The organism is Burkholderia sp. AU16482 (assembly GCF_002223285.1).
Classification (GTDB): Bacteria; Pseudomonadota; Gammaproteobacteria; order Burkholderiales; family Burkholderiaceae; genus Burkholderia; species Burkholderia semiarida.
Map to the genome: position 1 here is coordinate 749,979 of NZ_NKEY01000003.1, position 24,607 is coordinate 774,585.

At 69.9% G+C, this 24,607-nt stretch carries 27 protein-coding genes; 20 read left to right on the top strand and 7 right to left on the bottom strand.

Annotation, left to right across the window (positions count from 1 at the left end):
- Positions 1 to 79 precede the first annotated feature (79 nt).
- Positions 80 to 997 carry a 3-hydroxyacyl-CoA dehydrogenase NAD-binding domain-containing protein gene (locus CFB35_RS06035; protein WP_089464653.1) on the top strand — a complete coding sequence of 306 codons (918 nt, stop codon included), beginning with the start codon at positions 80 to 82 and terminating at the stop codon, positions 995 to 997.
- Positions 998 to 1,031: 34 nt separating this feature from the next.
- Here the strand turns inward: CFB35_RS06035 and CFB35_RS06040 are convergent, their stop codons facing one another.
- Both CFB35_RS06040 and CFB35_RS06045 read right to left on the bottom strand, forming a co-directional pair.
- Complete coding sequence (locus CFB35_RS06040; protein WP_089464654.1) at positions 1,032 to 1,313, bottom strand: DUF4148 domain-containing protein; 282 nt, start codon at positions 1,311 to 1,313, stop codon at positions 1,032 to 1,034.
- Between the two features lie 157 nt (positions 1,314 to 1,470).
- Complete coding sequence (locus tag CFB35_RS06045; RefSeq protein ID WP_059573894.1) at positions 1,471 to 2,319, bottom strand: LysR substrate-binding domain-containing protein; 849 nt, start codon at positions 2,317 to 2,319, stop codon at positions 1,471 to 1,473.
- A 330-nt stretch (positions 2,320 to 2,649) separates the two neighbouring features.
- Here CFB35_RS06045 and madL point away from each other — a divergent pair, with 330 nt between their 5' ends.
- The 11 genes from madL (at position 2,650) to CFB35_RS06100 (ending at position 11,420) form a co-directional block, all read left to right on the top strand.
- Complete coding sequence (gene madL, locus CFB35_RS06050) at positions 2,650 to 3,045, top strand: malonate transporter subunit MadL (protein WP_059573893.1); 396 nt, start codon at positions 2,650 to 2,652, stop codon at positions 3,043 to 3,045.
- An 11-nt stretch (positions 3,046 to 3,056) separates the two neighbouring features.
- Positions 3,057 to 3,824 carry a malonate transporter subunit MadM gene (gene madM / locus CFB35_RS06055; RefSeq protein WP_006476364.1) on the top strand — a complete coding sequence of 256 codons (768 nt, stop codon included), beginning with the start codon at positions 3,057 to 3,059 and terminating at the stop codon, positions 3,822 to 3,824.
- Between the two features lie 130 nt (positions 3,825 to 3,954).
- Positions 3,955 to 5,601, top strand: coding sequence for a malonate decarboxylase subunit alpha (mdcA, locus tag CFB35_RS06060; RefSeq protein WP_060011730.1), 1,647 nt, complete (start codon positions 3,955 to 3,957; stop codon positions 5,599 to 5,601).
- A 10-nt stretch (positions 5,602 to 5,611) separates the two neighbouring features.
- Complete coding sequence (gene mdcC / locus CFB35_RS06065) at positions 5,612 to 5,926, top strand: malonate decarboxylase acyl carrier protein (RefSeq protein ID WP_006485317.1); 315 nt, start codon at positions 5,612 to 5,614, stop codon at positions 5,924 to 5,926.
- Entirely contained in the window at positions 5,923 to 6,858 is a 936-nt protein-coding gene (locus tag CFB35_RS06070) for a biotin-independent malonate decarboxylase subunit beta (protein WP_089464655.1), read from the top strand. The genes mdcC and CFB35_RS06070 overlap by 4 nt, the downstream gene beginning before the upstream one ends.
- A complete protein-coding gene (gene mdcE, locus CFB35_RS06075) occupies positions 6,845 to 7,552 on the top strand; it encodes a biotin-independent malonate decarboxylase subunit gamma (RefSeq protein ID WP_089464656.1) in 708 nt (235 codons plus the stop codon). The genes CFB35_RS06070 and mdcE overlap by 14 nt, the downstream gene beginning before the upstream one ends.
- On the top strand, positions 7,539 to 8,207 hold the full coding sequence (mdcG, locus tag CFB35_RS06080) for a malonate decarboxylase holo-[acyl-carrier-protein] synthase (protein WP_089464657.1): 669 nt from the start codon (positions 7,539 to 7,541) through the stop codon (positions 8,205 to 8,207). The genes mdcE and mdcG overlap by 14 nt, the downstream gene beginning before the upstream one ends.
- On the top strand, positions 8,204 to 9,070 hold the full coding sequence (gene mdcB / locus CFB35_RS06085) for a triphosphoribosyl-dephospho-CoA synthase MdcB (RefSeq protein ID WP_089464658.1): 867 nt from the start codon (positions 8,204 to 8,206) through the stop codon (positions 9,068 to 9,070). Before mdcG ends, mdcB begins: the two co-directional genes overlap by 4 nt.
- Positions 9,067 to 9,999 (top strand): acyltransferase domain-containing protein, encoded by a 933-nt coding sequence (locus CFB35_RS06090; protein WP_060965827.1) that lies wholly within the window; start codon positions 9,067 to 9,069, stop codon positions 9,997 to 9,999. Before mdcB ends, CFB35_RS06090 begins: the two co-directional genes overlap by 4 nt.
- 128 nt (positions 10,000 to 10,127) lie before the next feature.
- On the top strand, positions 10,128 to 10,649 hold the full coding sequence (locus CFB35_RS06095) for a phospholipase D-like domain-containing protein (protein ID WP_060313507.1): 522 nt from the start codon (positions 10,128 to 10,130) through the stop codon (positions 10,647 to 10,649).
- Positions 10,650 to 10,772: 123 nt separating this feature from the next.
- Positions 10,773 to 11,420, top strand: coding sequence for a phosphoribosyltransferase (locus tag CFB35_RS06100; protein ID WP_089464964.1), 648 nt, complete (start codon positions 10,773 to 10,775; stop codon positions 11,418 to 11,420).
- A 7-nt stretch (positions 11,421 to 11,427) separates the two neighbouring features.
- Here CFB35_RS06100 and CFB35_RS06105 read toward each other — a convergent pair whose 3' ends face one another.
- The gene (locus CFB35_RS06105; RefSeq protein WP_089464659.1) at positions 11,428 to 12,651 is read right to left on the bottom strand and encodes a polyhydroxyalkanoate depolymerase; all 1,224 of its coding nucleotides are present in this window, start codon (positions 12,649 to 12,651) and stop codon (positions 11,428 to 11,430) included.
- 172 nt (positions 12,652 to 12,823) lie between these two features.
- Here CFB35_RS06105 and CFB35_RS06110 point away from each other — a divergent pair, with 172 nt between their 5' ends.
- Positions 12,824 to 13,453, top strand: coding sequence for a glutathione S-transferase family protein (locus tag CFB35_RS06110; protein WP_089464660.1), 630 nt, complete (start codon positions 12,824 to 12,826; stop codon positions 13,451 to 13,453).
- 211 nt (positions 13,454 to 13,664) lie between these two features.
- Positions 13,665 to 13,871: a hypothetical protein gene (locus CFB35_RS06115; protein ID WP_059573884.1), complete on the top strand. Its 207-nt coding sequence runs from the start codon at positions 13,665 to 13,667 to the stop codon at positions 13,869 to 13,871.
- 111 nt (positions 13,872 to 13,982) lie between these two features.
- Here the strand turns inward: CFB35_RS06115 and proP are convergent, their stop codons facing one another.
- A complete protein-coding gene (proP, locus tag CFB35_RS06120; RefSeq protein WP_089464661.1) occupies positions 13,983 to 15,473 on the bottom strand; it encodes a glycine betaine/L-proline transporter ProP in 1,491 nt (496 codons plus the stop codon).
- Between the two features lie 537 nt (positions 15,474 to 16,010).
- On the opposite strand from proP, the gene CFB35_RS06130 reads away from it, so the two are divergent.
- The gene (locus CFB35_RS06130; protein ID WP_011545077.1) at positions 16,011 to 16,343 is read left to right on the top strand and encodes a YnfA family protein; all 333 of its coding nucleotides are present in this window, start codon (positions 16,011 to 16,013) and stop codon (positions 16,341 to 16,343) included.
- Between the two features lie 27 nt (positions 16,344 to 16,370).
- Here CFB35_RS06130 and dnaQ read toward each other — a convergent pair whose 3' ends face one another.
- Genes dnaQ through CFB35_RS06145 form a run of 3 tightly spaced genes read right to left on the bottom strand, consistent with a single transcriptional unit; the run spans position 16,371 to position 18,398 of the window.
- Positions 16,371 to 17,105 (bottom strand): DNA polymerase III subunit epsilon, encoded by a 735-nt coding sequence (gene dnaQ, locus CFB35_RS06135; protein WP_059573882.1) that lies wholly within the window; start codon positions 17,103 to 17,105, stop codon positions 16,371 to 16,373.
- Between the two features lie 40 nt (positions 17,106 to 17,145).
- The gene (gene rnhA, locus CFB35_RS06140; protein ID WP_059573881.1) at positions 17,146 to 17,589 is read right to left on the bottom strand and encodes a ribonuclease HI; all 444 of its coding nucleotides are present in this window, start codon (positions 17,587 to 17,589) and stop codon (positions 17,146 to 17,148) included.
- On the bottom strand, positions 17,586 to 18,398 hold the full coding sequence (locus tag CFB35_RS06145; protein ID WP_059573880.1) for a class I SAM-dependent methyltransferase: 813 nt from the start codon (positions 18,396 to 18,398) through the stop codon (positions 17,586 to 17,588). Before CFB35_RS06145 ends, rnhA begins: the two co-directional genes overlap by 4 nt.
- An 18-nt stretch (positions 18,399 to 18,416) precedes the next feature.
- Between CFB35_RS06145 and gloB the strand changes: the two genes are divergently transcribed.
- From gloB to leuE, 5 genes are all read left to right on the top strand, one after another.
- Positions 18,417 to 19,253: a hydroxyacylglutathione hydrolase gene (gene gloB / locus CFB35_RS06150; RefSeq protein ID WP_060011511.1), complete on the top strand. Its 837-nt coding sequence runs from the start codon at positions 18,417 to 18,419 to the stop codon at positions 19,251 to 19,253.
- A gap of 151 nt (positions 19,254 to 19,404) precedes the next feature.
- On the top strand, positions 19,405 to 20,982 hold the full coding sequence (locus CFB35_RS06155; protein WP_089464662.1) for a transglycosylase SLT domain-containing protein: 1,578 nt from the start codon (positions 19,405 to 19,407) through the stop codon (positions 20,980 to 20,982).
- A gap of 182 nt (positions 20,983 to 21,164) precedes the next feature.
- Positions 21,165 to 22,382, top strand: a complete 1,218-nt coding sequence (locus CFB35_RS06160) for a nitrate/nitrite transporter (protein WP_089464663.1) — start codon at positions 21,165 to 21,167, stop codon at positions 22,380 to 22,382.
- A 365-nt stretch (positions 22,383 to 22,747) separates the two neighbouring features.
- A complete protein-coding gene (carA, locus tag CFB35_RS06170) occupies positions 22,748 to 23,893 on the top strand; it encodes a glutamine-hydrolyzing carbamoyl-phosphate synthase small subunit (protein WP_059573876.1) in 1,146 nt (381 codons plus the stop codon).
- Between the two features lie 37 nt (positions 23,894 to 23,930).
- On the top strand, positions 23,931 to 24,602 hold the full coding sequence (gene leuE, locus CFB35_RS06175; RefSeq protein ID WP_059573875.1) for a leucine efflux protein LeuE: 672 nt from the start codon (positions 23,931 to 23,933) through the stop codon (positions 24,600 to 24,602).
- Positions 24,603 to 24,607 lie beyond the last annotated feature (5 nt).

Sequence of the window (24,607 nt, forward strand, 5' to 3'; positions counted from 1 at the left end):
CCCCGCGTCGACGCATGCGCACGGGATTCGATGCGACAATCGCCGCGGCATATCCGCAGACCAACCACACGGGACAACCATGGACATTCGACGTATCGCGATCGTCGGCGCCGGCGTGATCGGCGCGAGCTGGGCCGCTTTCTACCTGACGCAGGGCTTCGACGTCGTCGCGACCGACCCGGCGCCGCAGGCCGACCAGCGGCTGCGCGACGCGCTCGCCGCCTTCCTCGGCGAGCGGGCCGCCGAACTTGCCGCGCGGCTGTCGTTCGACGCCGATCTCGTGCGCGCGCTCGACGGCGTCGACTTCGTGCAGGAGAACGGCCCCGAGCGACTCGACCTGAAGCGCGCGCTCTATCGCCAGATGGACGACGTGCTGCCCGCGCACGTGCCGATCGCGTCGAGTTCGTCGGGCCTGAAGATGTCCGAGATCCAGACCGCGTGCGCGAAGCATCCGGAGCGCTGCTTGATCGCGCATCCGTTCAATCCGCCGCACCTGATCCCGCTCGTCGAGCTGGTCGGCGGCGATGCGACGGACCCCGACGTGATCGCGCGCGTGAAGCAGTTCTACGATGCGCTCGGCAAGCAGACGATCGTGCTCAACAAGGAGATGACCGGCCACGTCGCGAACCGGCTCGCGGCCGCGCTGTTCCGCGAGGTGTATCACCTCGTCGGCGAAGGCGTCGTGAGCGTCGCCGACGCGGACAAGGCCGTCGCGTGGGGCCCCGGCCTGCGCTGGGGGCTGATGGGGCAGTGCCTGACCTATCATCTCGGCGGCGGCGCGGGCGGGATCGCGCACTTCCTCGAACACCTGTCGGGGCCGATCGCGAGCTGGTGGGACGACCTCGGCACGCCGTCGTTCGATCCGGAGGTCGATCGCAAGCTGACCGACGAACTGCGCGCGATCCAGGGCGAGCGCTCGATGCAGGCGCTGGCGGCGGAGCGCGACCGGCTGCTCGTCGAGCTGATCGACGAGCGGCGCCGCAGCTTCCTGCCTTGATCCTGGTCCGGTCGTGCACGCGCGGCGGCGTCGGTTATTGCTGCGACGTCCCCTGGCTGGCGGGCGGCACGTGGGCCAGCCACGCGGGGCTCGTGGCCTGCACGAGTTCGCGGTTGCGTGCGCGCGTCGCGGCGTTTGGCGGATAGTTGCCGTCGTTGGTCGGCAGTTCGCCGTCGAGATAGGCCTGCTTGAGCTGCTCGATGACTTCCGCGCGCGTCAGGCCCTGTGCGGGGGCCGACGCGTCGGTCTGGGCAAAGGCGGGGGACAGCAAGGCGGCTGCGGCGGTCGCGACGGCGAATCGCAGGGCGTTGTTCATGGCGGGCTCCGATCAAGGGGACGGGGTAGCGGATGCGCGCGGCGATGTGCGGTGCATTCCGTTGGGTCCCATTGTCGCGAGCGCGTGCTGCGCGGACGATGACGCGTTCCGGGCAACGCTGTCAGGTGCGGGCGCGACCGCGCCCCGTGCGGTGCCGTTACAACTCGGCCGCCGCCGCGATCAGCGTGGCTTCCAGCGCGAGCGTCGAGCGCGACGCGGCCGCCGGGCGGTCGATCACGTATTCGAGTTCGCCGAGCTCCGGCAGCCCCGCGTCGAGCCGCGCGAGCCCGGCCGGGATCACGTAGCCGGCGAACGCGCTGACGCCGAGCCCCGCGCTCGCGGCCGCCCGCAACACCGCGATGCTGCTGCTCACGACGGCGATCCGGTACGGCCGCCCGACGGCTTCGAGCGATTCGAGCACGCGCCGGCGCGACACGCTCGGCTCCGGATGCATCGCGAGCGGCAGCACGGCCTCGTGGCCGGTGATCCGCGAATCGGGGCCGGTGCACCAGTACAGCGGTTCGCTGCGGATCACGCGGCCGCGCCGGCTGCCGGCGATGCGCTTCGCGAACACGAGATCGTGCCGGCCTTCGTCGAGCGCGTCGAACAGGTCGCCCGACAGCCCGGTCGAGATCGCGAGCTCGACGTCCGGGTTGCGCTGCACGAAGCTCGCGAGCGCGGCCGTCAGGTGCGCCGACGCGAAATCCTCCGACATCGCGAGCCGCACCTTGCCCGATAGCGGCGGCCCGCATACCGACGTGACGGCCTCGTCCATCAGTTCGAGGATGCGCACCGCGTAGCGGAACAGCGCGTCGCCGTGCTGCGACAGGTGCACGTTGCGCGTGTCGCGCTCGAACAGCGGCCGGTCGAGCAGCTCCTCGAGGCGGCGGATATGCTGGCTGACGGTCGATTGAGACAGGTTCACGCGTTCGGACGCGGCGGTGAAGCTGCCGGACTGGGCGACGGCGACGAAGCTGCGCAGCAATTCGGGCGGTAACGGACGCATTGCTAAATCCACTGAATCGGTTTCGACAACTTCATAAATGGCCGGATTTTGCGGCGCTAGTATCGGATCACGCGCCCGTGCGGCCTCCGCGAAACGGGGGACACCGGACGCGTAGCCCGTGTCGCGCCGCCGGCTGCATCGATCAGTCTAAGCCATCCGGCGTCCGGCCCGAAACCGCATCATCCCATCGACCCCGAGAACGCGCTCGCACGACGAGCCGCCGGGCCGCGGCGCCCCGCCGCAGGAGACACACAGTCCGCCCGGGATCGGCGTGCGGGCCTGGCTCCCGCACGCGTCAGGCGCCCGTCACGAAGAGACTGGAGACGACTCATGATCATCTATGGAACCGCGCTGCTGGCGTTCTGCCACCTGGCCGGACTGTTCCTCGGCGACCTGCTCGGCAGCGCGATCGGCGTGAAGACCAACGTCGGCGGCGTCGGTATCGCGATGCTGCTGCTGATCTGCCTGCGCCTGTGGCTGCACCGGCGCGGCTGGCTGCCGAAGGAGACCGAAGCGGGCGTCGGCTTCTGGGGGGCGATGTACATCCCGGTCGTCGTCGCGATGGCCGCGAACCAGAACGTCGTCGCCGCGCTCAAGGGCGGGCCGGTCGCGCTGCTGGCCGCCGTCGGCGCGGTCGCGATCTGCGCATGCTGCATCGCGGTGCTCGCGCGCACGGGCCGCGACGACACGGCCTTCGCGGGCGTGCCGCAATTCGAAGAACGGTAACGGAGGCCGCCATGCTGCAGATGCTCGAAAAAACCGTCGCCCACAACGGGCTCGTCGCGTCGTTCGCGCTGGTCGGCCTGATCATGTGGCTGTCGTCGATCGCGTCGCGCAAGCTCACGTTCGGCCGCGTGCACGGCTCGGCGATCGCGATCGTGATCGGCCTCGTGCTCGCCTACGTCGGCGGCGCATTCACCGGAGGCGAGAAGGGGCTGGCCGACGTCAAGCTGTTCGCCGGCATCGGCCTGATGGGCGGCGCGATGCTGCGCGATTTCGCGATCGTCGCGACCGCGTTCGAAGTGCAGCCGACCGAGGCGCGCAAGGCCGGGCTCGTCGGCGTCGTGTCGCTGCTGCTCGGCACCGTGCTGCCGTTCATCGTCGGCGCGTGCGTCGCGCGTGCGTTCGGCTATACCGATGCGGTCAGCATGACGACGATCGGCGCGGGCGCCGTCACCTATATCGTCGGGCCCGTCACGGGTGCGGCGATCGGCGCGAGCTCCGACGTGATCGCGCTCAGCATCGCGACGGGGCTCGTGAAGGCGATCATCGTGATGGTCGGCACGCCGGTCGCGGCCAATTTCATGGGGCTGAAGACGCCGCGTTCCGCGATGATCTTCGGCGGGTTGGCCGGCACCGTCAGCGGCGTGAGCGCGGGCCTTGCCGCGACCGATCGCCGGCTCGTCCCGTACGGTGCGCTGGTCGCGACGTTCCATACCGGCGTGGGCTGCCTGCTCGGGCCGTCGGTGCTGTTCTTCACGACGCGCGCGCTGGTCGGCGCGTGAGGCCATGCGAGTGGCCCGTGCGCGGGCCGCATCCATCGCGGCGTCCTCTGAGTCGCATTCGGCAACATCATCAATCGACAGCGGCGCCAGGCTTAGAATGCCGCTGAACCCTCGAAGCGGAGAACTGTTCATGACCGGATGGAATCACGCGCGGCAAGCGCGCGATGCCCGGCTCGCGGCCGGCGCGGCTTACGCGCGGGGCAAGCGGGTCGACGCGCGCGACACCGTCGCGTTGCTCGAAGCGGTGCTGCGGCCGGGCGACCGCGTATGCCTCGAAGGCGACAACCAGAAGCAGGCCGACTTGCTCGCCGTCGCGCTCGCCGACGTCGACAGCGCGAAGATCCACGACCTGCACATGGTGCAGTCGGGCGTCGTGCTGCCCGAGCATCTCGACGTGTTCGAGCGCGGCATCGCGAAGCGGCTCGACTTCGCGTATTCGGGCCCGCAATCGCAGCGCATCGCGAAGCTGCTGTTCGGCGGCAAGATCGCGCTCGGCGCGGTGCATACCTATCTCGAACTGTTCGCCCGCTACTTCATCGATCTCACGCCGCAGGTCGCGCTGATCGCGGCCGTGAGCGCCGACGCCGACGGCAACCTGTACACGGGCCCGAACACCGAGGACACGCCGACCGTCGTCGAGGCGACCGCGTTCAAGGACGGCATCGTGATCGCCCAGGTCGACCGCATCGTCGACAAGGTGCCGCGCGTCGACATCCCGGGCGACCGCGTGCATTTCGTCGTCGAGGCCGGCCGGCCGTTCTACGTCGAGCCGCTGTTCACGCGCGATCCGGCCGCGATCACCGAGACGCAGATCCTGACCGCGATGCTCGCGATCAAGGGCCTCTACGAGCCGTACGGGATCAAGCGCCTGAACCACGGGATCGGCTTCAACACGGCCGCGATCGAGCTGCTGCTGCCCACCTACGGCGCGAAGCTCGGGCTGAAGGGCAAGGTCTGCACGCACTGGGCGCTCAATCCGCATCCGACGCTGATCCCCGCGATCGAATCGGGCTGGGTCGAGCAGATCCACTGCTTCGGCTCCGAGGTCGGGATGGACGACTACATCCGCGCGCGCTCCGACGTGTGGTTCACGGGCCCCGACGGGTCGCTGCGCTCGAACCGCGCGTTCTGCCAGACGGCCGGCCTCTATGCGTGCGACATGTTCATCGGCTCGACGCTGCAGATCGACCTGTCCGGCCATTCGTCGACGGTCACGGCCGAGCGGATCGCCGGCTTCGGCGGCGCGCCGAACATGGGCAGCGACGCGCGCGGCCGGCGCCATCCGAGCGAGCCGTGGCTGAAGGCCGGCGCGGAAGCCGACCCGGACACGCCGGCGGCGCTGCGGCGCGGCCGCAAGCTGGTCGTGCAGATCGGCGAGACGTTCGGCGACAAGAACGTGCCGATGTTCGTCGAGAAGCTCGACGCGCTGAAGCTCGCCGACAAGCTGCAGCTCGACCTCGCGCCGATCATGGTCTACGGCGACGACGTCACGCACATCGTCACCGAGGAAGGGATCGCGAACCTGCTGATGTGCCGCGACAAGGACGAACGCGAGCATGCGATCCGCGGCGTCGCCGGCTATACGGACGTCGGCCGTGGCCGCGACAAGAGGATGGTCGAGCGGCTGCGCGAGCGCGGTGTGATCCGCCGCCCGGAGGATCTCGGCATCGATCCGCTCGACGCCGACCGTCGCTGGCTCGCCGCGCGTTCGATCAAGGATCTCGTGCACTGGTCGGGCGGGCTCTATGCGCCGCCGGCCCGGTTCCGCAACTGGTGAGGAAGAGGGCATGGAACAGTTGAACTACCGCTTCACCGCGCGCGAACGCGCGAAGGGCGAGCAGGCCGCGGCGCTCGTCGGCGTGGTCGCGTCCGGCAACCTCGAGGTGCTCGTCGAGCGTGTGTTGCCGGGCAACGAATGCGAGATCGACATCCGCACCGCGGCCGTCGGCTTCGGCGCGGTCTGGCAGGCCGTCGTGTCGGATTTCGTCGAACGGCGCACGCCGGGCGGCCTGAAGCTGTCGATCAACGACGGCGGCGCGCGGCCCGACATGGTGTCGCTGCGGCTCGCGCAGGCCGTGCGCGCGATCGAGGGGGACGCATGATGAGCGACGCGATCCACGACGCGCCGGCGTTCGTCCCGAACGCGGCGAGCTGGTACGAAGCATCGGCGCGACAGCGCATCGACGGCCTGCTCGACGCGGGCACTTTCAGCGAATTCCTCGGGCCGGCCGAGCGCGTGACGAGTCCGCACCTGCCGCTGTTCGACCTGCCGCGGCAGTTCGACGACGGGATGGTGGTCGGCCATGGCCGGCTCGACGGCCGGCCGGTGTTCGTCGCCGCGCAGGAAGGCCGCTTCATGGGCGGCGCGTTCGGCGAAGTGCACGGCGCGAAGCTCACCGGGCTGCTGCGCGCCGCACGCGACGTCGGCAAGCCGGTGCTGATCCTGTTCGATACGGGCGGCGTGCGGCTGCAGGAAGCGAACGCGGGCGAGCTCGCGATCGCCGAGATCATGCGCGCGCTCGTCGACGCGCGTGCGGCCGGCGTGCCGGTGATCGGGCTGATCGGCGGGCGCGCGGGCTGCTATGGCGGCGGCGGGCTGCTCGCCGCGTGCTGTTCGGCGCTCGCGGTGTCGGAACAGGGGCGCATCAGCGTGTCGGGCCCCGAAGTGATCGAGACCAACCGCGGCGTCGAGGAATTCGATTCGAAGGATCGCGCGCTGATCTGGCGCACGATGGGCGGCAAGCACCGGCGATTGATCGGCGGCGCCGATCGCTACGTGGCCGATACGCCGGACGCGTTTCGCGCGGCCGCGCTCGATTTGATCGGCCGCGCGCCGGCGTTCGATGCGGCAATGCTGCGCGCGGAACAGGCGCGTCTCGAAGCGCGGATCGAACGGTTCGGCGGCTGCGAGGACGCACTCGACGTGTGGCGTGCGCTCGGCGCCGACAAGCCGGAAGCGATTCCCGGCATGCCCGACGATGCATTCGCGAAGCTCGCCGACCAGTTACAGGAGGCCCGGCATGACGCTCGATGAAGTACTGAACGCGCTGTTTCCCGCCGGCCATTCGATTGCGCGTCATGGCGGCCTGCTCACGGGCCACGCGGAACTGGCCGGTACGCGCGTCGACGTGATCGGTGTGGCCGATCGCTTGCCGTTCGGCATCGACGAGGCGCTGACGCTGGCGTCGCGCGTGCTCGACACGGTCGCGCGCGGCGGCGACACGCCGATCCTCGTGCTCGTCGACAGCGACAGCCAGCGGATGAGCAAGCGCGACGAGCTGCTCGGCCTGAACGAAGGGCTGTCGCATCTCGCGAAGTGCCTGATGCACGCGGATCTCGCCGGACACCGGACGGTCGGCGTGCTGTACGGCCACACGGCGGCTGGCGCATTCATCGCGACCGCGCTCGCGACGCGCACGCTGCTCGCGGTGCCGGGCGCCGAGCCGGAGGTGATGGATCTGCCGTCGATGTCGCGCGTGACCAAGCTGCCGATCGACGTGCTGAAGGAGATGGCGCGTTCGACGCCGGTGTTCGCGCCGGGGCTCGACAACCTCGTGAAGATGGGCGCCGTCGACGCCGTGCTCGATCCGTCCCGCGCGCTCGACGCGCAGGTCGGCGAATGGCTCGGCAAGCCGGCCGAGCGCGTCGACCGGCGCGCGGCGCGCGGCCGGCCGGTGGCGACCGACGTCGCCGCCCGCGTCGAGGCACTCGCGCGTGCCGCACGCTGAGCTGCCGCTGCGCCGCCACACGCTCGTCACGCTGACGGCGGCCGGGTGGGGCGCGGCCTTTGCCCGCGACCCCGCGCTCGCGAGCGATCCGCTCGTGCGCGCCTGGGCCGAACACGGCCGACAGCTGATCGTGCGTCGCGCGTCGCCGGATGAAGCCGACGCCGGCCGCGTGCCGCTCGGCCTGCCGCTGCCGCCGTCGGCGGGCAAGCGGCGCATCGCGCTGAACGTGACCGCCGACGCGCTCGCGACGGTCGGCCCGCTTCCCACATTGACCGACGTGCTCGCCGCCGCGCCCGCGGCCTGGCATGCGCCGCTGCGCGAGCTCGATGCGCTCGGCACGCGCTGCGGCGTGCAGGGCCGCGTGTTCGGCAGCCTTGCATGGCAGGCGCTGACGGGTGACTCTTACCTGAGCGCATCGTCCGATCTCGACATCGTGTTTCCGCTGCCGGATGCCGCATCGCTCGCGCCGCTGCTCGACGGTCTCGCGGCGATCGACGCGCGCGCGCCGATGCGCATCGACGGCGAACTGCTGCGCGCCGACGGCGCGGGCGTCAATTGGCGCGAACTGCACGCGCGGATGCCCGACGTCGCGGTGAAGACGGCGATCGCCGTCGAACTGATGCGCGCCGACGCCTTCACCGGAGGCACGCGGTGAACGCACGAGCCGCCTGCCGCGTCGCCGCGCCGTCCGATGCCGAGCGCATCGCCGCGCTGGCCGAGCGCAGCCTCGTGCTCGAGATCGATACCTATCCGAAGCCGGGCCTCGTCAGTCACGTCGACACCGGCAGTCATACGGACATGGATGCCGCGACGTTCGCGCGCAGCGCCGCCGTGCTGCGGCCGTACTTCGCGGAACTCGTCGACGCCGGCGCACGCGACGCCGACATGGCCGTGCTGCGCAAGATCGGCCTGCGCGCCGAGCACGCGATGCTCGCCGCGACCGGCGGCGTCAATACGCATCGCGGCGCGATCTTCGGGCTCGGGCTGCTGTGCGCGGCCGCCGGCCGGCGCGCGATACCGGACGCGGCGCCGGACGGGACGACGCTCGGCGCGTTCGTGTCCCGCCGCTGGGGCGCCGAGATCCTTGGCGGCCCGCGTCTGCCGGACAGCCACGGCGAGCGCGCGAGCCGCCGCTACGGTGTCGGCGGTGCGCGTCGCGAGGCGGCCGACGGCTTCCCGACCGTGTACGCGGTCGGCTTGCCCGCGCTGCGCCGCGCCCGGCGCGACCTGCCGGACGATCCGGAAGCCGCGCGGGTCGCCGCATGCTTCGCGCTGATCGCCGCGCTCGACGACACGAATCTGCTGCACCGCGGCGGGCAGGACGGCCTCGATTTCGCCCGCGCGACAGCCCGTGCGTTCGTCGCGCGTGGCGGCGTGCGGGCGCGCGACTGGCGGCTGCGCGCGGCGGCCGCGCATCGGGCGTTCGTCGCGCGCCGGCTGAGCCCCGGCGGGGCAGCCGACCTGCTCGCGATGAGCGTGTTCGTCGATGTGCTCGAAGCCGAAGGGCACGTGCGATGACGCTGGCCATCCTGTGTTCGGGGCAAGGCGCACAGCGCGCCGACATGTTCGACCTGACCGGGGCGGCGCCGCAGGCCGACGCTTTGTTCGCGCATGCGGGCCGGCTGCTCGGCGACGATCCGCGCACGTGGGTCCGGCAGGCCGGGCCCGACGCGCTGACGGAAAACCGCGCCGCGCAGATTCTCTGCACGCTCCACGCGCTCGCGGCGGCTTCACTGCTCGACGCGGTGTGGCCGCGCCGGCGCTGCGTCGCCGGCTACAGCGTCGGCGAGGTCGGCTCGTGGAGTGTCGCGGGGATGATCGACCCGCACGACGCGCTCGATCTGGCCGATGCGCGTGCACGCGCGATGGATGCCGCGAGCGGCGGCGACGAGCGAATGGTGTTCGTGCGCGGCCTGACGCGCACGCAGCTGGCGCGGCTGTGCGAGGGCCGCGACGCGGCCATCGCGATCGCGAACCCCGGCGATGCGTTCGTGGTCGCGGGGCGGCACGCCGATGTCGATGCCGTGGCCGACGCCGCGCTGCGAGCCGGTGCGCTGCGCGTCGCGCCCGTCTGCGTGCGGATCGCGTCGCACACGCGCCGGCTCGCGGCGGCCGTGCCGGCATTCCGCGCGACGCTGGCCGCGACGCGCGTGCGCCGGCCGCTGCCCGGCACGCGGCTGTTCTCGGGGATCGACGGCGCGTCGGTGCTCGACGTCGACACGGGCCTCGACAAGCTCGCGCGGCAGATCGCGGAGCCGGTCGAGTGGGCGGCCTGTCTGGCGGCGTGCGTCGAGGCCGGCGCAACCGCGTTTCTCGAACTCGGCCCGGGGCGCGCGCTGGCCGAGATGGCCGGCGGCGCATATCCCGCGCTGCCTGCGCGCAGCCTCGCGGATTTCCGTTCCGTCGACGGCGTGACGAGCTGGCTCGCGCGCGTCGCGGGCGGCTGACCGACGGGTCGAAACCCGGTCGAAACCCGGCTTGAAACCCAGCCGTCGGGCACCGCTTTCGCACGGTGTGTTGCGCCGGCGCAGCAGCGTCGCGGCCGCCTCTTGCCACGCGAATTGGCGTCGCTACAATGGCGCCCGCCATGAGACCAGCCGCCATCCTGCTCGCCGCGTTCTGCTGCGCGACGAGTGTCCACGCCAGCCAGATTCCGTCCGACGCCGCATCGGTCGGCACGTACTTTTCGTATGACAACGCGGCGGCCGACGCGACCGTCGATCTGATCGAACAGGCACAGCGCCGCGTGCTGCTGGCCGGCTACACGCAGGTGTCGCCGGCGGTCGCGAGCGCGCTGCGCGCGGCCCGCGCGCGCGGGATCGAGGTACGTGTCGTGCTGGTGCGCCCGCCGCGCGCGGGCAAGACCAGCGGCGCCGGCTATCTGAAATCCGCTGGCATCGACGTCGCGATCGATTCGCGGCACGGCGGCCCCGCGTCGCGCTTCGTGATCGTCGACGACAGCGTCGCGCTGACGACGCTGTCCGACGGCGCGGCCGAGCGGGCCGACACGGTGAACGTGTTCCGGCGCGCGCCCGAGCTCGCGCAGTCCTACGCGCAGTCGTTCTGGCGGCTGTACCGGCAGGCCGCCGGCCTCTGACCTTCCTCCGGCGCGTCGCGCGCCGGTTTGACCCTGCTTGCGTCGGTGCGACCGATGAACCATGCTCGTGGACAGGCGCCGGCGCGGGTTGCGCGCATCCGGCGCAAGGGCAGGGAGCCGCTCGTGACCGAACCCAGTTTTGCCGATCGCGCCGAGGCCGGCCGCCAGTTGGCCGACGCGTTGCGCGAATACGCGGGGCGCGGCGATGTCGTCGTGCTCGCGCTGCCGCGCGGCGGCGTGCCCGTCGCGTATCCGGTCGCGCGCGCGCTGCGCGCGCCGCTCGACGTGCTGGTCGTGCGCAAGCTCGGCGTGCCGTTCGACCCCGAGCTCGCGATGGGCGCGATCGCGACGGGCGGCGCGACACATCTGCAACGCTCGACGATCCGCGCGATGGACGTATCGGACGCGCAACTCGCCGACGTGATCGCGCGCGAGACGGCCGAATTGCATCGCCGCGAAGCGCTGTATCGTGGCGCCGCGCCGCCGCTGGCGGTGGAAGGGCGCCTCGCGATCGTCGTCGACGACGGTGTCGCGACCGGCGCATCGATGCGTGTCGCGCTGCAGGCGCTGCGCGAGCGCCACCCGGCGCGCATCGTCGCGGCGGTGCCGGTGGCGCCGGCGGGGGCCGCGCATGCGTTCGACGGTCTGGCCGACGCGTTCGTCGCGGTGTCGCAGCCGCTACGGTTCTTCGGGATCAGCCAGTTCTACGCGCGCTTCGATCAGACGAGCGACGACGAGGTGCGCGCGCTGCTCGACCTGACGCGCCCCTGACACGGGGTCATGTCCGACGGCTTCGGCGCGGGCGCTGGCGCGGTCGGCGGGCTTCCGCCAGCGCGAACACGCGCTGCAGCGCCGGATGGACGTTGCCGTGCCAGCGAGGCCCCGTAAACAGCCCGTAGTGATCGCAATCGTCGATGTCGACGCGATGGCGCTCGTCGGCGCGGAGGCCGCTGCACAGGTCGAGCGCCGCATGCGTCTGGCCGGCGCCCGTGACCGCGTCGCAGGCGCCTTCGACGGTCAGCAGCGCGGCGTCGCGCAGCGCGGCCGGTTCGACGCGCCGGCCGCGCACGCGCCACGCGCCGGTCGCGAGCAGCATGCGCTGGAACACGACGTCGACCGTGTCGAGGAAATAGTCGGCCGGCATGTCGAGCAGCGCGGTGTATTCGCGCAGCGCCCGCCGTGCGTCGGCGAGTCCGGTCATGTCGAAGCGGGAAGCGGCGAGCGCGTAGGTCTCGATCAGCGTCAGGAAGCGTTGTGGATACAGCAGCGCGATCTCGCCCTGTTGCAGATAGGTCGGAAACACGTGGCGACCGTGCCCGGCGAAGCCGGGCGGCACGACGTCGATCAGGTGGCGCCGGCACCAGTCGAGCGAATGGGCGGCGGCCGCGGCGCCGAGCGCGCTCGGGTTCGGGCGCGCATCGATCGGGCCGCCGATCAGCGTGACGCTCGCGGGCGGCGCGAGCCCGCGCGCGGCACGCAGCGCGAGTGCGCCGAGCGCCGGCACGGTCGCCTGGCACACGGCGACGACGTGCAGCGGCCGGGCGTCGCGCTGGAGCATGCCGACGAAATCGTCGAGCATCGCGACGTACTCGTCGAGCCCGAAACGGCCCGCCGCGAGCGGCACGTCGCGCGCATTGCGCCAGTCGGTCACGCAGACGTCGCCGTCCGCGAGCAGCGTTTCCGCGGTTTCCCGCATCATCACGGCCGCGTGCCCGACGAGCGGCGCGCACAGCAGCACCGTGCGGCGCGCGTCGTCGTGCGCGAAGCGCCGCAGGTCGCAAAACGGCGTGTGCGCGACGACCTGCTCGCTGACGCCGGGCCACGCGAGATCGAAGCCCGGTGGCGCGGCCTGCGGCCCGAGCAGCGGCTCGAACAGGTCGTCGTAGCACGACGACGCGGCATGCGGCAGCGACGCCGCGGGCCATGCGTCGAACGCGTACCGCGTCGCCGCGCGCCATGCGCGCATCCATTCCCGCTGCTGCTCGACGACGGCATACCACATGGCGGACCCTGGGGCGGAAGGAGCGTGAATCTGCATTATGGTCACTGTGGCCGGGCAGCGGGAGCCGGATGTGCGGGCGGCTGATCTGCATCACGCGGACGGGCGCGCTAGGCGCCGCCGCGCGACGCTGCTACAGTCGTCGGTCCCATTCCCTCGAAACGGAGCGTTTGCGATGAAGCTGATCGGCATGCTGGATTCCCCGTTCGTGCGCCGTGTCGCCATTTCGGCGAAGCTGCTCGACCTGCCGTTCGAACACGAGTCGATCTCGGTGTTCCGTCATCTCGAACGGTTCAGGACGCTCAACCCGGCCGTCAAGGCGCCGACGCTCGTGACCGACGGCGGCGCGACGCTGCTCGACTCGTCGCTGATCGTCGACTATCTCGACCACCTGGCCGCGCCGGAGCGGCGCCTGTTGCCCGACGCCGTCGATGCCCGGCTGCGCGCGCTGGTGCCGATCGGGTTCGCGCTCGCCGCGGCCGAGAAAACCGTGCAGCTCGTCTACGAGCAGGCGCTGCGCCCGTCGGACAGGCAGCATGAGCCATGGATCGAACGCGTGCTGAGCCAGCTCGAAGGCGCGTACGGCGCGCTGGAGCCGCTGGCCGCCGCCACGGACGGCTGGTTCGGCGGCGCACGACCGTTGCAGTCGGACGTGACGGTCGCGGTGGCGTGGCGCTTCACGCAGTTCATGGCGGCCGACTACCCGGTGCTCGCGCGGATCGATCCGGCCCGTTATCCGGCGCTCGCCGCGCATTCCGCGCGCGCCGAAGCGCTGCCGGCCTTCGTCGACACGCCGCTCGCATAGGGCCGGCGCAAGCCCGTTACCGGCGTGAACGGGCCCTCGGCTTCGAAGCGGTCCGCCGGGCGCTCGCAGACCGCTGTCGGCCGCCGCGCGGCCTTGTCCGGCAAGCCGCTGCCGATTGTTCTCGACGGCTGACAAGTGACTTCGCATTCGCGCTGTTTATCCGGCGTCGACCGATCCCTAGAATCCACTCCATCAAATCACGCATTGCCAGATGGAGCCGATGATGAAAGCCCTGATCGAATCGAGCCTGTACCACCCGTCCGTCGTGTTGCCGCTTGCCGCGCTGACGCAACTGATGGTCGAGCGCGATTTCAATCTCGGCCAGGTCGGGCTGATCGTCGCGGCGCGCGGTGCGCAGGCGGCCGTGTCGCGGTCGCGCGCGCTGATCTTCTGCCGTGACTGCGAAGCGCGGGCATGAGCGCGTTCGCGTCGATCGAATGAAAAAAAGCCCGGCCGGCGCAAGCCGGTCGGGCGGGATCGGTTTCGATCGGGCCCCGGCTTCGGCCGGGGCTTTTTCATTGAGCGACGCTTACGCGCGGGCCGGCGTCGCGACGCCGTAGACCTCCGATTCGTCGTCCTCCTCGCGCAACTGGCGAGCGAGCTGATGCGCTTCGCGGCGCGTCGCGACGGCCGGCGGCGAGCCCTTCAGCGGCTGGCGCGCGGATTCGGCGAGCGCGACGACCGACACGATGCCGATCAACGCGGCGCCCATCATGTAATACGCGGGCATCATCAGGTTGTGCGTCACGTCGACGAGCCACGCGGTCACCAGCGGCGTCGTGCCGCCGAACAGCGACACCGACACGTTGAAGCCGATCGCGAGCGCGCCGTAACGGATCTCGGTCGGGAACAGCGCGGGCAGCGCCGACGGCATCACGCCGGTGAAGCACGACAGCAGCACGCCGAGGATCAGCAGGCCGCCGAACACCGACGCGGTGGTGCCCGCATGGATCAGCAGCAGCGACGGGATCGACAGCACCAGCAGGCCGACGCAGCCGGCGAGCATCACCGGCTTGCGGCCGACCTTGTCCGACAGGCGGCCGGCGTACAGCGTCATCGGCATCATCAGCACCATCACGAGCAGCACCAGCACGAGGCTGTGCGATTCGTCGAAGTGCAGCGTCGACGACATGAAGCTCGGCAGGTACGACAGCACCATGTAGTCGGTCACGTTGAAGATCAGCACGAGGCCGACGCACAGCAGCAGCGCGCGCCAGTTGGCGAACAGCGTCTCGCGAAAGCGCGCCTTCGGCACGGCCTTGTCCTGCGCTTCGCGCGCTTCGGCCTGGCGCTTGAACGCGGGCGTTTCCTCCAGCTTCATCCGGATGTAGAGACCGATCAGACCGAGCGGGCCGGCGATCAGGAACGGCACGCGCCAACCCCACGACAGCAGCGCTTCCTGCGACAGCGACGCGGTGAGCAGCGCGACGACGCCCGCGCCCAGCACATAGCCGATCAGCGTGCCGAACTCGAGGAAGCTGCCCATGAAGCCGCGGCGCCTGTCGGTCGAGAACTCGGCGATGAAGGTGGCGGCGCCGCCGTATTCGCCGCCGGTCGAGAAGCCCTGCACGAGGCGGGCGACGAGCAGCAGGATCGGGGCCATGATGCCGATCGACGCATAGCTCGGGATCAGGCCGATCGCGAAGGTGCCGACGGCCATCATGATCATCGTGGCGGCGAGCACGCGCTGGCGGCCGATGCGGTCGCCGAGCGGGCCGAACACCATGCCGCCGAGCGGGCGCACGAGGAACGCGGCGGCGAACGTGCCGAAGGTGGCGAGCAACTGCGCGGACGGGCTGCTGGACGGGAAGAACACCTTGCCGAGCGTGACGGCGATATAGCTGTAGACGCCGAAGTCGAACCATTCCATCGCATTGCCGATCGCCATCGCGCTGACGGCGCGCTTGAGCAGGCTCTGGTCGACGACGGTGATGTCGTCCGCGGTGAGGGGGGCGTCGCCGGACGGCGAAGCGGGAGAAGAGACAGCGGTCGGGCTGACGTGTGTTGCGGTCAAGGTCATGCACTCCTTTGACAGCGCCGGAACGGGCGGGCCGTCCGACACGGTTTGCCGGCGAGCGCGGTGTCGCATGCTGCGCGTCGGGGCAGACCATCGAGCAGTTGCTGCGCAGCGGGCAGCAAAGGGCCAAGGGGCTGCTTCGACGCGGGCCCGATGGGCCGTCGCGACAGTGCGCTCATGAAGAATGGGCCGCGTGATGCAAGCGGCGGATGCCGGTGCGGACGAGGAGTCCGGCTTCCGGCAACGCCCCGGAGGGGCAGCGAAACGAGAAAAGCGGGCCTGTCGGGCGGGCTTTCCTGTGGATGCAATTTCGATCGAGGCACCGGCCCGCGTCGTGCGGACGGACTTCTCTCAAAATCGAAAAGACAGAGATTGAATGTTGAAACGGGAGACATGATAGCACGATGACGGACGATCGTGCAAATTGCCGTGGATCGCCCGCCTGGCGGGGCATCCGGCGCGGCCCGCTCGGGTATGATCGGCGGCGCGCGGCGCGGCCGTGCCGCCCGTCGCGACGGGGCTGAATTCGCGAGGAACCGGATGACCGAACTGATGAGGATCGCGGCGCTGTTCGCCGCTACCGCGCTGGCCGAAATCGTCGGCTGCTACCTGCCGTGGCTCGTGCTGAAGGCCGGCCGCCCGGCCTGGCTGCTGGTGCCGGCCGCGCTGTCGCTCGCGCTGTTCGCGTGGCTGCTGACGCTGCACCCGAGCGCGGCGGGGCGCACGTATGCCGCGTACGGCGGCGTGTACATCGCGGTGGCGCTGATCTGGCTGCGGGTGGTCGACGGCGTCGCGCTGACCCGCTGGGACGTGGCCGGCGCGGTGCTCGCGCTCGGCGGGATGGCCGTCATCGCGCTGCAGCCGCGCGCGTGAGCGCGGCCGCGGCGCGGGCCGCGTGCGTCAGGCCGCTTCGGCGGTATCCGCGGCGGCGGACTGGCGCCACACGCAGGTGCCCTTGACCGACTTGTCGAGCTCGTCGAGCTGAGCCTGGTGCGCGGCAAGCTCGTCGTCGCTCGCGGCCACCACGGCCAGGTCGAGCGCGGCGAGCGAGACGCGCTGGCCGTTCGCGGCGCCGCCGTCGGCGCCCGCGTCGTCGAGCATGTCGATCACGAGGCTGTCCTGGCCGCGCGTCATCGCGAGATATACCTCGGCGAGCAGCTCCGAGTCGAGCAATGCGCCGTGCAGCGTGCGGTGCGCGTTGCTGATGCCGAAGCGGTCGCACAGCGCGTCGAGCGAGTTGCGCTTGCCGGGGAACATCTGCTTGGCCTGCACCAGCGTGTCGATCACGCCGCCGCAATGCTCGGTGAACGGCGGCAGGCCGAGCCGCGCGAATTCGGCATCGAGAAAGCCGAGGTCGAACGGCGCGTTGTGGATGATCAGCTCGGCGTCCTTCACGAAGTCGAGGATCTGGTGGGCGACTTCCGCGAATTTCGGCTTGTCGCTCAGGAATTCGGTCGTGAGGCCGTGCACCGCCAGTGCGCCCGGATCGCTGTCGCGCTCGGGATTCACGTAGAAGTGCAGGTTGTTGCCGGTGAGCCGCCGGTTCAGCAGCTCGACGCAGCCGATTTCGATGAGGCGGTCGCCCGTGCGGGCGTTCAGGCCGGTGGTTTCGGTATCGAGAATGATCTGGCGCATGTCGGGAAAAGCAACAAAAACAGGAGAAGGCGGCCGGCCGTCAGGCGGCCAGCGATTCGACGCCGCGGTTCGCGAGCGCGTCCGCGCGCTCGTTTTCGGGATGGCCGGCGTGGCCCTTGACCCAGCGCCACTCGATCTCGTGCTGCGCGACGAGCGCGTCGAGCCGCTTCCACAGGTCGGCATTCTTCACGGGCGTCTTCGCCGCGGTGACCCAGCCTTTTTTCTTCCACCCGTGAATCCACTCGCTGATGCCTTTCTGCACGTACTGCGAGTCGGTATGGACGATCACGTGGCAGGGCCGCTTCAGCGCTTCGAGCGCGGCGATCACGCCCATCAGCTCCATGCGGTTGTTGGTCGTGTTCGGCTCGCCGCCGTACAGTTCCTTTTCCTTGTCGCCGTAGCGCAGCAGCGCGCCCCAGCCGCCAGGGCCGGGGTTGCCCTTGCAGGCGCCGTCGGTATAGATGTCGATGGTGTCGGTTGTCATGAACGTTCTTGATGGGTGGTCGGGGAGGCCGCCGGCGTCAGGCCCGGTGCGAGAACGGGCTTCTTCATCTTGATCGGGCCGACGAGGCGCATGCCGCGCACGCGCTTGACGGCCGTCACCATGTAGACGGCGCCGAAGATCGGCCACCAGCGGTCGCCGGCGGCCTCCATGAAGCCGTAGCGGGCCAGCCACTGGTCGGTGGCGAGCGGCGGCCGGTAGCAGCCGAAGCGGCCGCGTTCGAGGTCGAAACCGAGCAGCTTGATCCAGTCCTTCAGCCGGATGAATGCGATCTGGTCGCGCGTGGCCGGCACGAACGGGCGGTTCGCCATGCGCCCGAACGTCTGCCGCATGCCCCACAGGCTGAGCGAATTGAAGCCGGTGATCACGAGCTGGCCTTCCGGCATCAGCACGCGCTCGGCCTCGCGCAGCAGGCGGTGCGGGTCGGACGTGAATTCGAGCGTGTGCGGCATCACGATCAGGTCGACGCTTTGCGATTCGAACGGCAGGTCGAGCAGGTCGCACCACGTCGTGCTGCGATCGGCGGGCGCATGGCCTGCCGTGTGCGCTTCGCCCGCCCACGGATACTGGTACGGCGCGCTTGCGCCGCTCGCCGGGTCGAGCACCAGGCCGCGATACGGCATGCGGTTCTCGCGCAGTGCGTCGAGCTGCGGCAGGCCGAGCTGCAGCGCGTGGAATCCGAATACGTCGGACACGATCCGGTCGAGCTGCGCCTGTTCCCAGCCCAGCACGTAGCGGCCGGGCGGCGAGTCGGTCCAGGCAGGCCAGTCTATAATTTGACGGTCAGACATAACGATGATTGCGCGCCCATGAACGAGCTGGAATACGTGCCGGTTCCGGCATTCGAAGACAACTATATCTGGCTCGTCTCGGACGGCCGCGATGCGATCGCCGTCGACCCGGGTGAAGCCGCCCCCGTACGCCGGGTTCTTGCCGAACGAGGCTGGCGGTTGACCGCTATTTTACTCACGCACCACCATGCCGACCACGTCGGCGGTGTCGAGGCGCTGCGCAATAGCCAACCGGACGATGCGCCGCTGCCCGTTTACGGCCCCGCGGCCGAAGCGATCGGCGTGGTCACGCGGCCCCTTGCAGGCGGCGATCGCGTGACGCTCGACGCGCCGGCCATCGCGTTCGACGTGCTCGACGTGCCGGGCCATACGCGCGGTCACATCGCGTATTTTCAAGCGGCCGGCGAAGGCGCGGCAAGTCGACGCGCGGCCGGGCAGGGCAACGCGGTGCCGCACGTATTCTGCGGCGACACGCTGTTCTCGTGCGGCTGCGGCCGCCTGTTCGAAGGCACGCCCGCGCAGATGCTCGCGTCGCTCGACGCGCTCGCGGCGCTGCCCGGCGACACCCGCGTGCATTGCGCACACGAATACACGCTGTCGAACATCCGCTTCGCGCTCGCGTGCGAGCCCGGCAATGCGGCACTGGCCGCGTGGCGCGACGACGCGCAGGCGCTGCGCGCGCGCGGCGTGCCGACGCTGCCGACCACGATCGCGCACGAGCGTGCCGTCAACCCGTTCATGCGGGCCGACAGCGCGGCGATCCACGCGACGCTCGAGGCCGAGCTGCACGAAACGGTGACGGATCGTCTGACGGCATTCACGCTGATGCGCGAATGGAAAAACCGGTTCCGATGACGTTTTCCGGAGGACTCCAAAGCTCAAGCGGTATCTGTAAAAATTGCTCCAAATGTAGGATTTCGCTGAGTTTTCGGTGTTTTTATTGACGTGAAGCACGCACTTCCGTAGTATCGCCTGCAATTTCCAGCCGTCGGAAGCCGAGATTTTCATGCGACTTATATTGAGTGCGATGGTGGTACTGCTACTCGCCGCGTGTGCGAGCCAGCCCCCTGTCGCCAACAACGCCGCCGATTCGCAGGCGACGTCCAACTACCTCCGTAAATCAGCCACCGCCAAAGAAACTGTCGACGTCGACAAGCAATCCGTCGGCGACCTGACCACTGCAGACTCCGATCTCTGGGCGCGCATCCGCCGCGGCTTCCAGATGCCCGACCTGCAGAGCGATCTCGTCGACATGCAGACGACCTGGTATACGCAGCGTCCCGATTACGTGCAGCGCATGACCGAGCGCTCGCAGAAGTACCTGTATCACATCGTCGAGGAGCTCGAGGCGCGTCACATGCCGACCGAGCTCGCGCTGCTGCCGTTCATCGAGTCCGCGTACAACCCGCAGGCGCTGTCGGTCGCGAAGGCGGCCGGCATGTGGCAGTTCATGCCCGGCACCGGCCGCACGTACAACCTGAAGCGCAACATGTGGCAGGACGAGCGCCGCGACGTGCTCGCGTCGACGAGCGCCGCGCTCGACTACCTGTCTCGCCTGCACGACATGTTCGGCGACTGGTATCTGGCGCTGGCCGCATACAACTGGGGCGAAGGCAACGTGCAGCGCGCGATCGCGCGCAACCAGGCGGCCGGGCTGCCGACCGACTACCAGAACCTGCGGATGCCGAACGAGACGCGCAACTACGTGCCGAAGCTGCAGGCGGTGAAGAACATCATCGCGAGCCCGCAGCAGTATGGCCTCGCGCTGCCGGATATCCCGAACCACCCGTATTTCGTGACGGTCACGACGTCGCGCGACATCGACGTGGCGGTGGCCGCGAAGCTCGCGAACCTGCCGCTCGACGAGTTCCGCTCGCTGAACCCGTCGTTCTCGAAGCCGGTGATCCTCGGCGCGACCGAGCCGCAGATCCTGCTGCCGTTCGACAACGCGTCCGCGTTCGAGAAGAACCTGAAAGCCTACAGCGGCCAGTTGTCGTCGTGGACCACCTACACGGTCAGCGAACGCGCGCGCCCGGCCGCGATCGCCGAGAAGATCGGCGTCGACGCCGATACGCTGATGTCGGTCAACAAGATTCCGGCCGGCATGCGCCTGAAGCCGGGCTCGACGATCGTCGTGCCGCGCGGCGATGACGATGACGAGGACATCAGCGCCGACGTCGCCGAAAACGGCGCGCTCGCGATGGAGCCGGACGTCCCCGACACGCGCAAGATGCTGATCCGCGTGCGCCGCAAGCAGTCGATGGCGGCGATCGCCGGCCGCTACGGCGTATCGGTCGGCCAGTTGAAGGCGTGGAACCGTACGCACCGCGATCTCGCGATGCCGGGCCAGGCGCTCGTGCTGCACGTGCCGGTCGGCCGCGCGGTGCCGGCGGAACCCGGTCCGGAGCGGATCGCGACGTCGACGGGCGGTGCGCGCATCGAGCGCGCGAGCCTGGCGGTGGGCGGCAAGTCGCACGGCGGCAAGCGCGGCGGCGCCGCCAAGTCGTCGGCGAAGCCGGCGAAGGCCGCGCCCGCGAAAGCCGCGCCGGCCAGGGCCGCCGCGCACAAGGGCAAGAAGAAGTAAGCGAAGCGAGCGCGGCTGCCGCGCGACGTAACGGCCGGTGAGGCCCGCACGATTGCGCTATCATCCGACGAATTCGACGAAACGCCGTCACCGAGGTGACGGCGTTTTCGTTTGTGCGTTCGTTCGTTTGTGCGCGGCGCGGCGGCGCTGCGTCGCGCGTCTTCATATGACAAGGGGAAGCGATGTCGTCGGTGCAGGTGAGGGTGCTCGCGCTGTTTTCGGTCGGGTATTTCGTCTCGTATGTGTTTCGCGGCGTCAATCTGGGCTTCGCGCCGTTCGTCACGCACGAGCTCGGCCTGTCGGCCGCCGATCTCGGCCTGCTCACCAGTCTCTATTTCCTCGGCTTCGCGGGCGCGCAGATCCCGGCCGGCGTGATGCTCGACCACTACGGCCCGCGTCGCGTCACGGCCGGCATGCTGCTGTTCGCGGCGGCCGGCGCGGCCGTGTTCGGCACGGCGCACGGCATCGGCGCGATGATGGTCGGCCGCCTGCTGATCGGCGTCGGCGTATCGGTGTGTCTCGGCGCGGCGTTCAAGGCGCTCGCGCAGCATTTCCCGGTCGGCCGGCTGCCGCTCGTCAACGGCCTCGTGATGGCCGTGGGCGGCCTCGGCGGCGTGATGGTCGGCTCGCCGCTGACCTGGCTGCTCGGCTGGGCGAACTGGCGTGCGATCTGTTTCGGCCTCGCGGTGCTGACGGTGGCCGTCGCGGCGTCGATCGGCATCGGCGCGCCCGACGCGCAGCAGGCGCGCCACCAGGGCGGGCTCGTCGGCCAGTTCAAGGGCACGTGGCATATCCTGGGCAGCCGCGCGTTCTGGAAGATTGCGTCGTTCTCCGTCGTCACGCAGGGCGTGTTCTACGCGATGCAGTCGCTGTGGGTCGGGCCGTATCTGCGCGATGTCGGCGGATTCGACGCGCCGCATGCCGCGCGCCTCGTGTCGGTGCTCGGCTTCGCGATGATGGCCGGCTGCGTCGGCTTCGGTGCGGCGGCGCGCGTGCTCGAGCGGCGCGGCGTGTCGGTCTACGCCACCTGCGGCATCGGCATGGCGCTGTTCGTCGCGACGCAGCTCGCGATCGTCGCGCGCGTGCCGTTGCCGCCGGCCGTGCTGTGGGCCGCCTACGGGATGTTCGGCGGCGTGGGCATCCTGACCTACGCGGTGATGGCCGGCCACTTTCCCGCTCACCTGATCGGCCGTGCGAACACGACGCTCACGCTCGTGATCTTCCTGCTGATCTTTGCGTTCCAGATCGGCGTCGGCGCCGTGCTGTCGCACTGGCCGGCGGTCGACGGCCGTTATCCGGCCGCCGCGCACTTCACCGCGTGGGGCGTGCTGCTCGCGCTGCAGCTCGCGAGCGCAGTCTGGTACGTGTGGCCCGCGCGCGGCGCTGGCCAAGCGCACTGATCCGGCGGTACGCTCACGGGTGGGGCGGCCGCGGAAACGGGGCCGCAGCACGCCGCGCCGCGCCGCCGAGCGCGGCGCGCCCATGATCGGACGGCCATATCAATTGAAGATAGGCCCATTTTCAGGCTATAATTTGAAAGTTTGTGCTGATCAACCTCGCACCCTAGCGCCTACCTCATTCATCCCGTTCATCCGCCGCACGCCGCCAGCCGGGCGATGCCGCGAAGCCTCGTGCGCCACGCGCCGGGTTCGCGTCTCGACAACGCAGGCCGCGTCCAGCAAGCGACCGCGCGCGCCCACGCAGCGCGGCGCTCGCGCGGCAGGGTAAACAGGTCGGCAGCAGGGTGTTCCCCAAGGAGCCTCCCGTGTTGCCGTCTTTTTCTCCCGCCTTGCTTGCACTCGCCGACGGCACGGTCTTTCGTGGTTATTCGATCGGGGCCGAAGGCCATACGATCGGCGAAGTCGTGTTCAATACCGCGATCACCGGCTATCAGGAAATCCTGACTGATCCGAGCTACTCGCGCCAGATCGTCACGCTCACCTATCCGCATATCGGCAACGTCGGCGTCAACGCCGAAGACGTCGAAGCCACGAAAGTCCATGCCGCCGGCCTGATCATCCGCGATCTGCCGACGCTCGCATCGAACTTCCGCATGGACCGCACGCTCGGCGACTACCTGCGCGACGAAGGCGTCGTCGCGATCGCCGGCATCGATACCCGCAAGCTGACCCGCATCCTGCGCGACAAGGGCGCGCAGAACGGCTGCATCCTGACGGGTTCCGACGACGAAGCGAAGGCGATCGAGCTGGCGCGCTCGTTCCCGGGCCTCGCCGGCATGGATCTCGCGAAGGTCGTGTCGACCACCAAGCCGTTCGAGTGGAAGCAGACGGAATGGCGCCTCGAAGGCGGCTACGGCATGCAGGAAGCGCCGAAGTACCGCGTCGTCGCGTACGACTTCGGCGTCAAGTACAACATCCTGCGCATGCTCGCGGAGCGCGGCTGCCACGTGACGGTGCTGCCGGCCCAGGCCAGTGCGGAAGACGCGCTCGCGCTGAATCCGGACGGCATCTTCCTGTCGAACGGCCCCGGCGATCCGGAGCCGTGCGATTACGCGATCGCGGCCACGAAGGCCTTCATCGAGCGCGGCGTGCCGACCTTCGGCATCTGCCTCGGCCACCAGATCATGGGCCTCGCGGTCGGCGCGAAGACGCTGAAGATGAAGACGGGCCACCACGGCGCGAACCATCCGGTGAAGGATCTCGGCGACGGCCGCGTCGTGATCACGTCGCAGAACCACGGTTTCGCGGTCGACGCCGATTCGCTGCCGGCCAACGCGCGCGTGACGCACGTGTCGCTGTTCGACGGCACGCTGCAGGGCTTCGAGCTGACCGACAAGCCGGCATTCTGCTTCCAGGGTCACCCGGAAGCGTCGCCCGGCCCGCACGACATCGGCTACCTGTTCGACCGTTTCACCGCGCTGATGGACGCGGCGAAGCAGCGCACCGCTTAACGTCATCGACGCAACCGAAGGACGGGAGATTCACATCATGTTCGGCCACGCACTCGGCATCACGGATATCTGGACCTACGTGTTCGGCGTGATCTTCATCATCCTGCTGCCGGGGCCGAACTCGATGTACGTGCTGTCGCTCGCCGCGCAGCGCGGCGTGAAGGCCGGCTATCGCGCGGCCTGCGGCGTGTTCGTCGGCGATACCGTGCTGATGGTGCTGTCCGCCGCGGGCGTCGCGTCGCTGCTGAAGGCGAACCCGCTGCTGTTCTCCGTCGTCAAGTACGGCGGCGCCGCGTACCTGCTGTACATCGGCGCCGGGATGCTGCGCAGCGCGTGGAGCAAGCTGCGCGCACGCGGCGATGCGCCGGTCGAGGCCCGGCAGGCTGTCGACGGCGAGCGGTCTTTCGACAAACCGTTCCGGAAAGCGCTGATCGTGAGCCTGCTGAATCCGAAAGCGATCCTGTTCTTCATCTCGTTCTTCATCCAGTTCGTCGACCCGGCATTCCCGCATCCCGCGCTGTCGTTCGTCGTGCTCGGGGCGATCGCGCAATGCGCGAGCTTCCTGTACCTGAGCACGCTGATCTTCGCGGGCGCGCGGCTCGCCGAGCATTTCCGCCGCCGCCGCAAGCTCGCGGCAGGCGCGGCGAGCAGCGTGGGCGGCCTGTTCATCGGTTTCTCGGTGAAGCTGGCGCTCGCGACCATGAGCTGAGCGCC

Excerpts from the sequence above, each read along its gene's own strand:
- CFB35_RS06035 (WP_089464653.1), top strand. The coding sequence starts at position 80 with ATGGACATTCGACGTATCGCGATCGTCGGCGCCGGCGTGATCGGCGCG.
- CFB35_RS06040 (WP_089464654.1), bottom strand. The coding sequence starts at position 1,313 with ATGAACAACGCCCTGCGATTCGCCGTCGCGACCGCCGCAGCCGCCTTG.
- CFB35_RS06045 (WP_059573894.1), bottom strand. The coding sequence starts at position 2,319 with ATGCGTCCGTTACCGCCCGAATTGCTGCGCAGCTTCGTCGCCGTCGCC.
- madL (WP_059573893.1), top strand. The coding sequence starts at position 2,650 with ATGATCATCTATGGAACCGCGCTGCTGGCGTTCTGCCACCTGGCCGGA.
- madM (WP_006476364.1), top strand. The coding sequence starts at position 3,057 with ATGCTGCAGATGCTCGAAAAAACCGTCGCCCACAACGGGCTCGTCGCG.
- mdcA (WP_060011730.1), top strand. The coding sequence starts at position 3,955 with ATGACCGGATGGAATCACGCGCGGCAAGCGCGCGATGCCCGGCTCGCG.
- mdcC (WP_006485317.1), top strand. The coding sequence starts at position 5,612 with ATGGAACAGTTGAACTACCGCTTCACCGCGCGCGAACGCGCGAAGGGC.
- CFB35_RS06070 (WP_089464655.1), top strand. The coding sequence starts at position 5,923 with ATGATGAGCGACGCGATCCACGACGCGCCGGCGTTCGTCCCGAACGCG.
- mdcE (WP_089464656.1), top strand. The coding sequence starts at position 6,845 with ATGACGCTCGATGAAGTACTGAACGCGCTGTTTCCCGCCGGCCATTCG.
- CFB35_RS06090 (WP_060965827.1), top strand. The coding sequence starts at position 9,067 with ATGACGCTGGCCATCCTGTGTTCGGGGCAAGGCGCACAGCGCGCCGAC.
- CFB35_RS06095 (WP_060313507.1), top strand. The coding sequence starts at position 10,128 with ATGGCGCCCGCCATGAGACCAGCCGCCATCCTGCTCGCCGCGTTCTGC.
- CFB35_RS06105 (WP_089464659.1), bottom strand. The coding sequence starts at position 12,651 with ATGTGGTATGCCGTCGTCGAGCAGCAGCGGGAATGGATGCGCGCATGG.
- CFB35_RS06110 (WP_089464660.1), top strand. The coding sequence starts at position 12,824 with ATGAAGCTGATCGGCATGCTGGATTCCCCGTTCGTGCGCCGTGTCGCC.
- CFB35_RS06115 (WP_059573884.1), top strand. The coding sequence starts at position 13,665 with ATGGAGCCGATGATGAAAGCCCTGATCGAATCGAGCCTGTACCACCCG.
- proP (WP_089464661.1), bottom strand. The coding sequence starts at position 15,473 with ATGACCTTGACCGCAACACACGTCAGCCCGACCGCTGTCTCTTCTCCC.
- CFB35_RS06130 (WP_011545077.1), top strand. The coding sequence starts at position 16,011 with ATGACCGAACTGATGAGGATCGCGGCGCTGTTCGCCGCTACCGCGCTG.
- dnaQ (WP_059573882.1), bottom strand. The coding sequence starts at position 17,105 with ATGCGCCAGATCATTCTCGATACCGAAACCACCGGCCTGAACGCCCGC.
- rnhA (WP_059573881.1), bottom strand. The coding sequence starts at position 17,589 with ATGACAACCGACACCATCGACATCTATACCGACGGCGCCTGCAAGGGC.
- CFB35_RS06145 (WP_059573880.1), bottom strand. The coding sequence starts at position 18,398 with ATGTCTGACCGTCAAATTATAGACTGGCCTGCCTGGACCGACTCGCCG.
- gloB (WP_060011511.1), top strand. The coding sequence starts at position 18,417 with ATGAACGAGCTGGAATACGTGCCGGTTCCGGCATTCGAAGACAACTAT.
- CFB35_RS06155 (WP_089464662.1), top strand. The coding sequence starts at position 19,405 with ATGCGACTTATATTGAGTGCGATGGTGGTACTGCTACTCGCCGCGTGT.
- CFB35_RS06160 (WP_089464663.1), top strand. The coding sequence starts at position 21,165 with ATGTCGTCGGTGCAGGTGAGGGTGCTCGCGCTGTTTTCGGTCGGGTAT.
- leuE (WP_059573875.1), top strand. The coding sequence starts at position 23,931 with ATGTTCGGCCACGCACTCGGCATCACGGATATCTGGACCTACGTGTTC.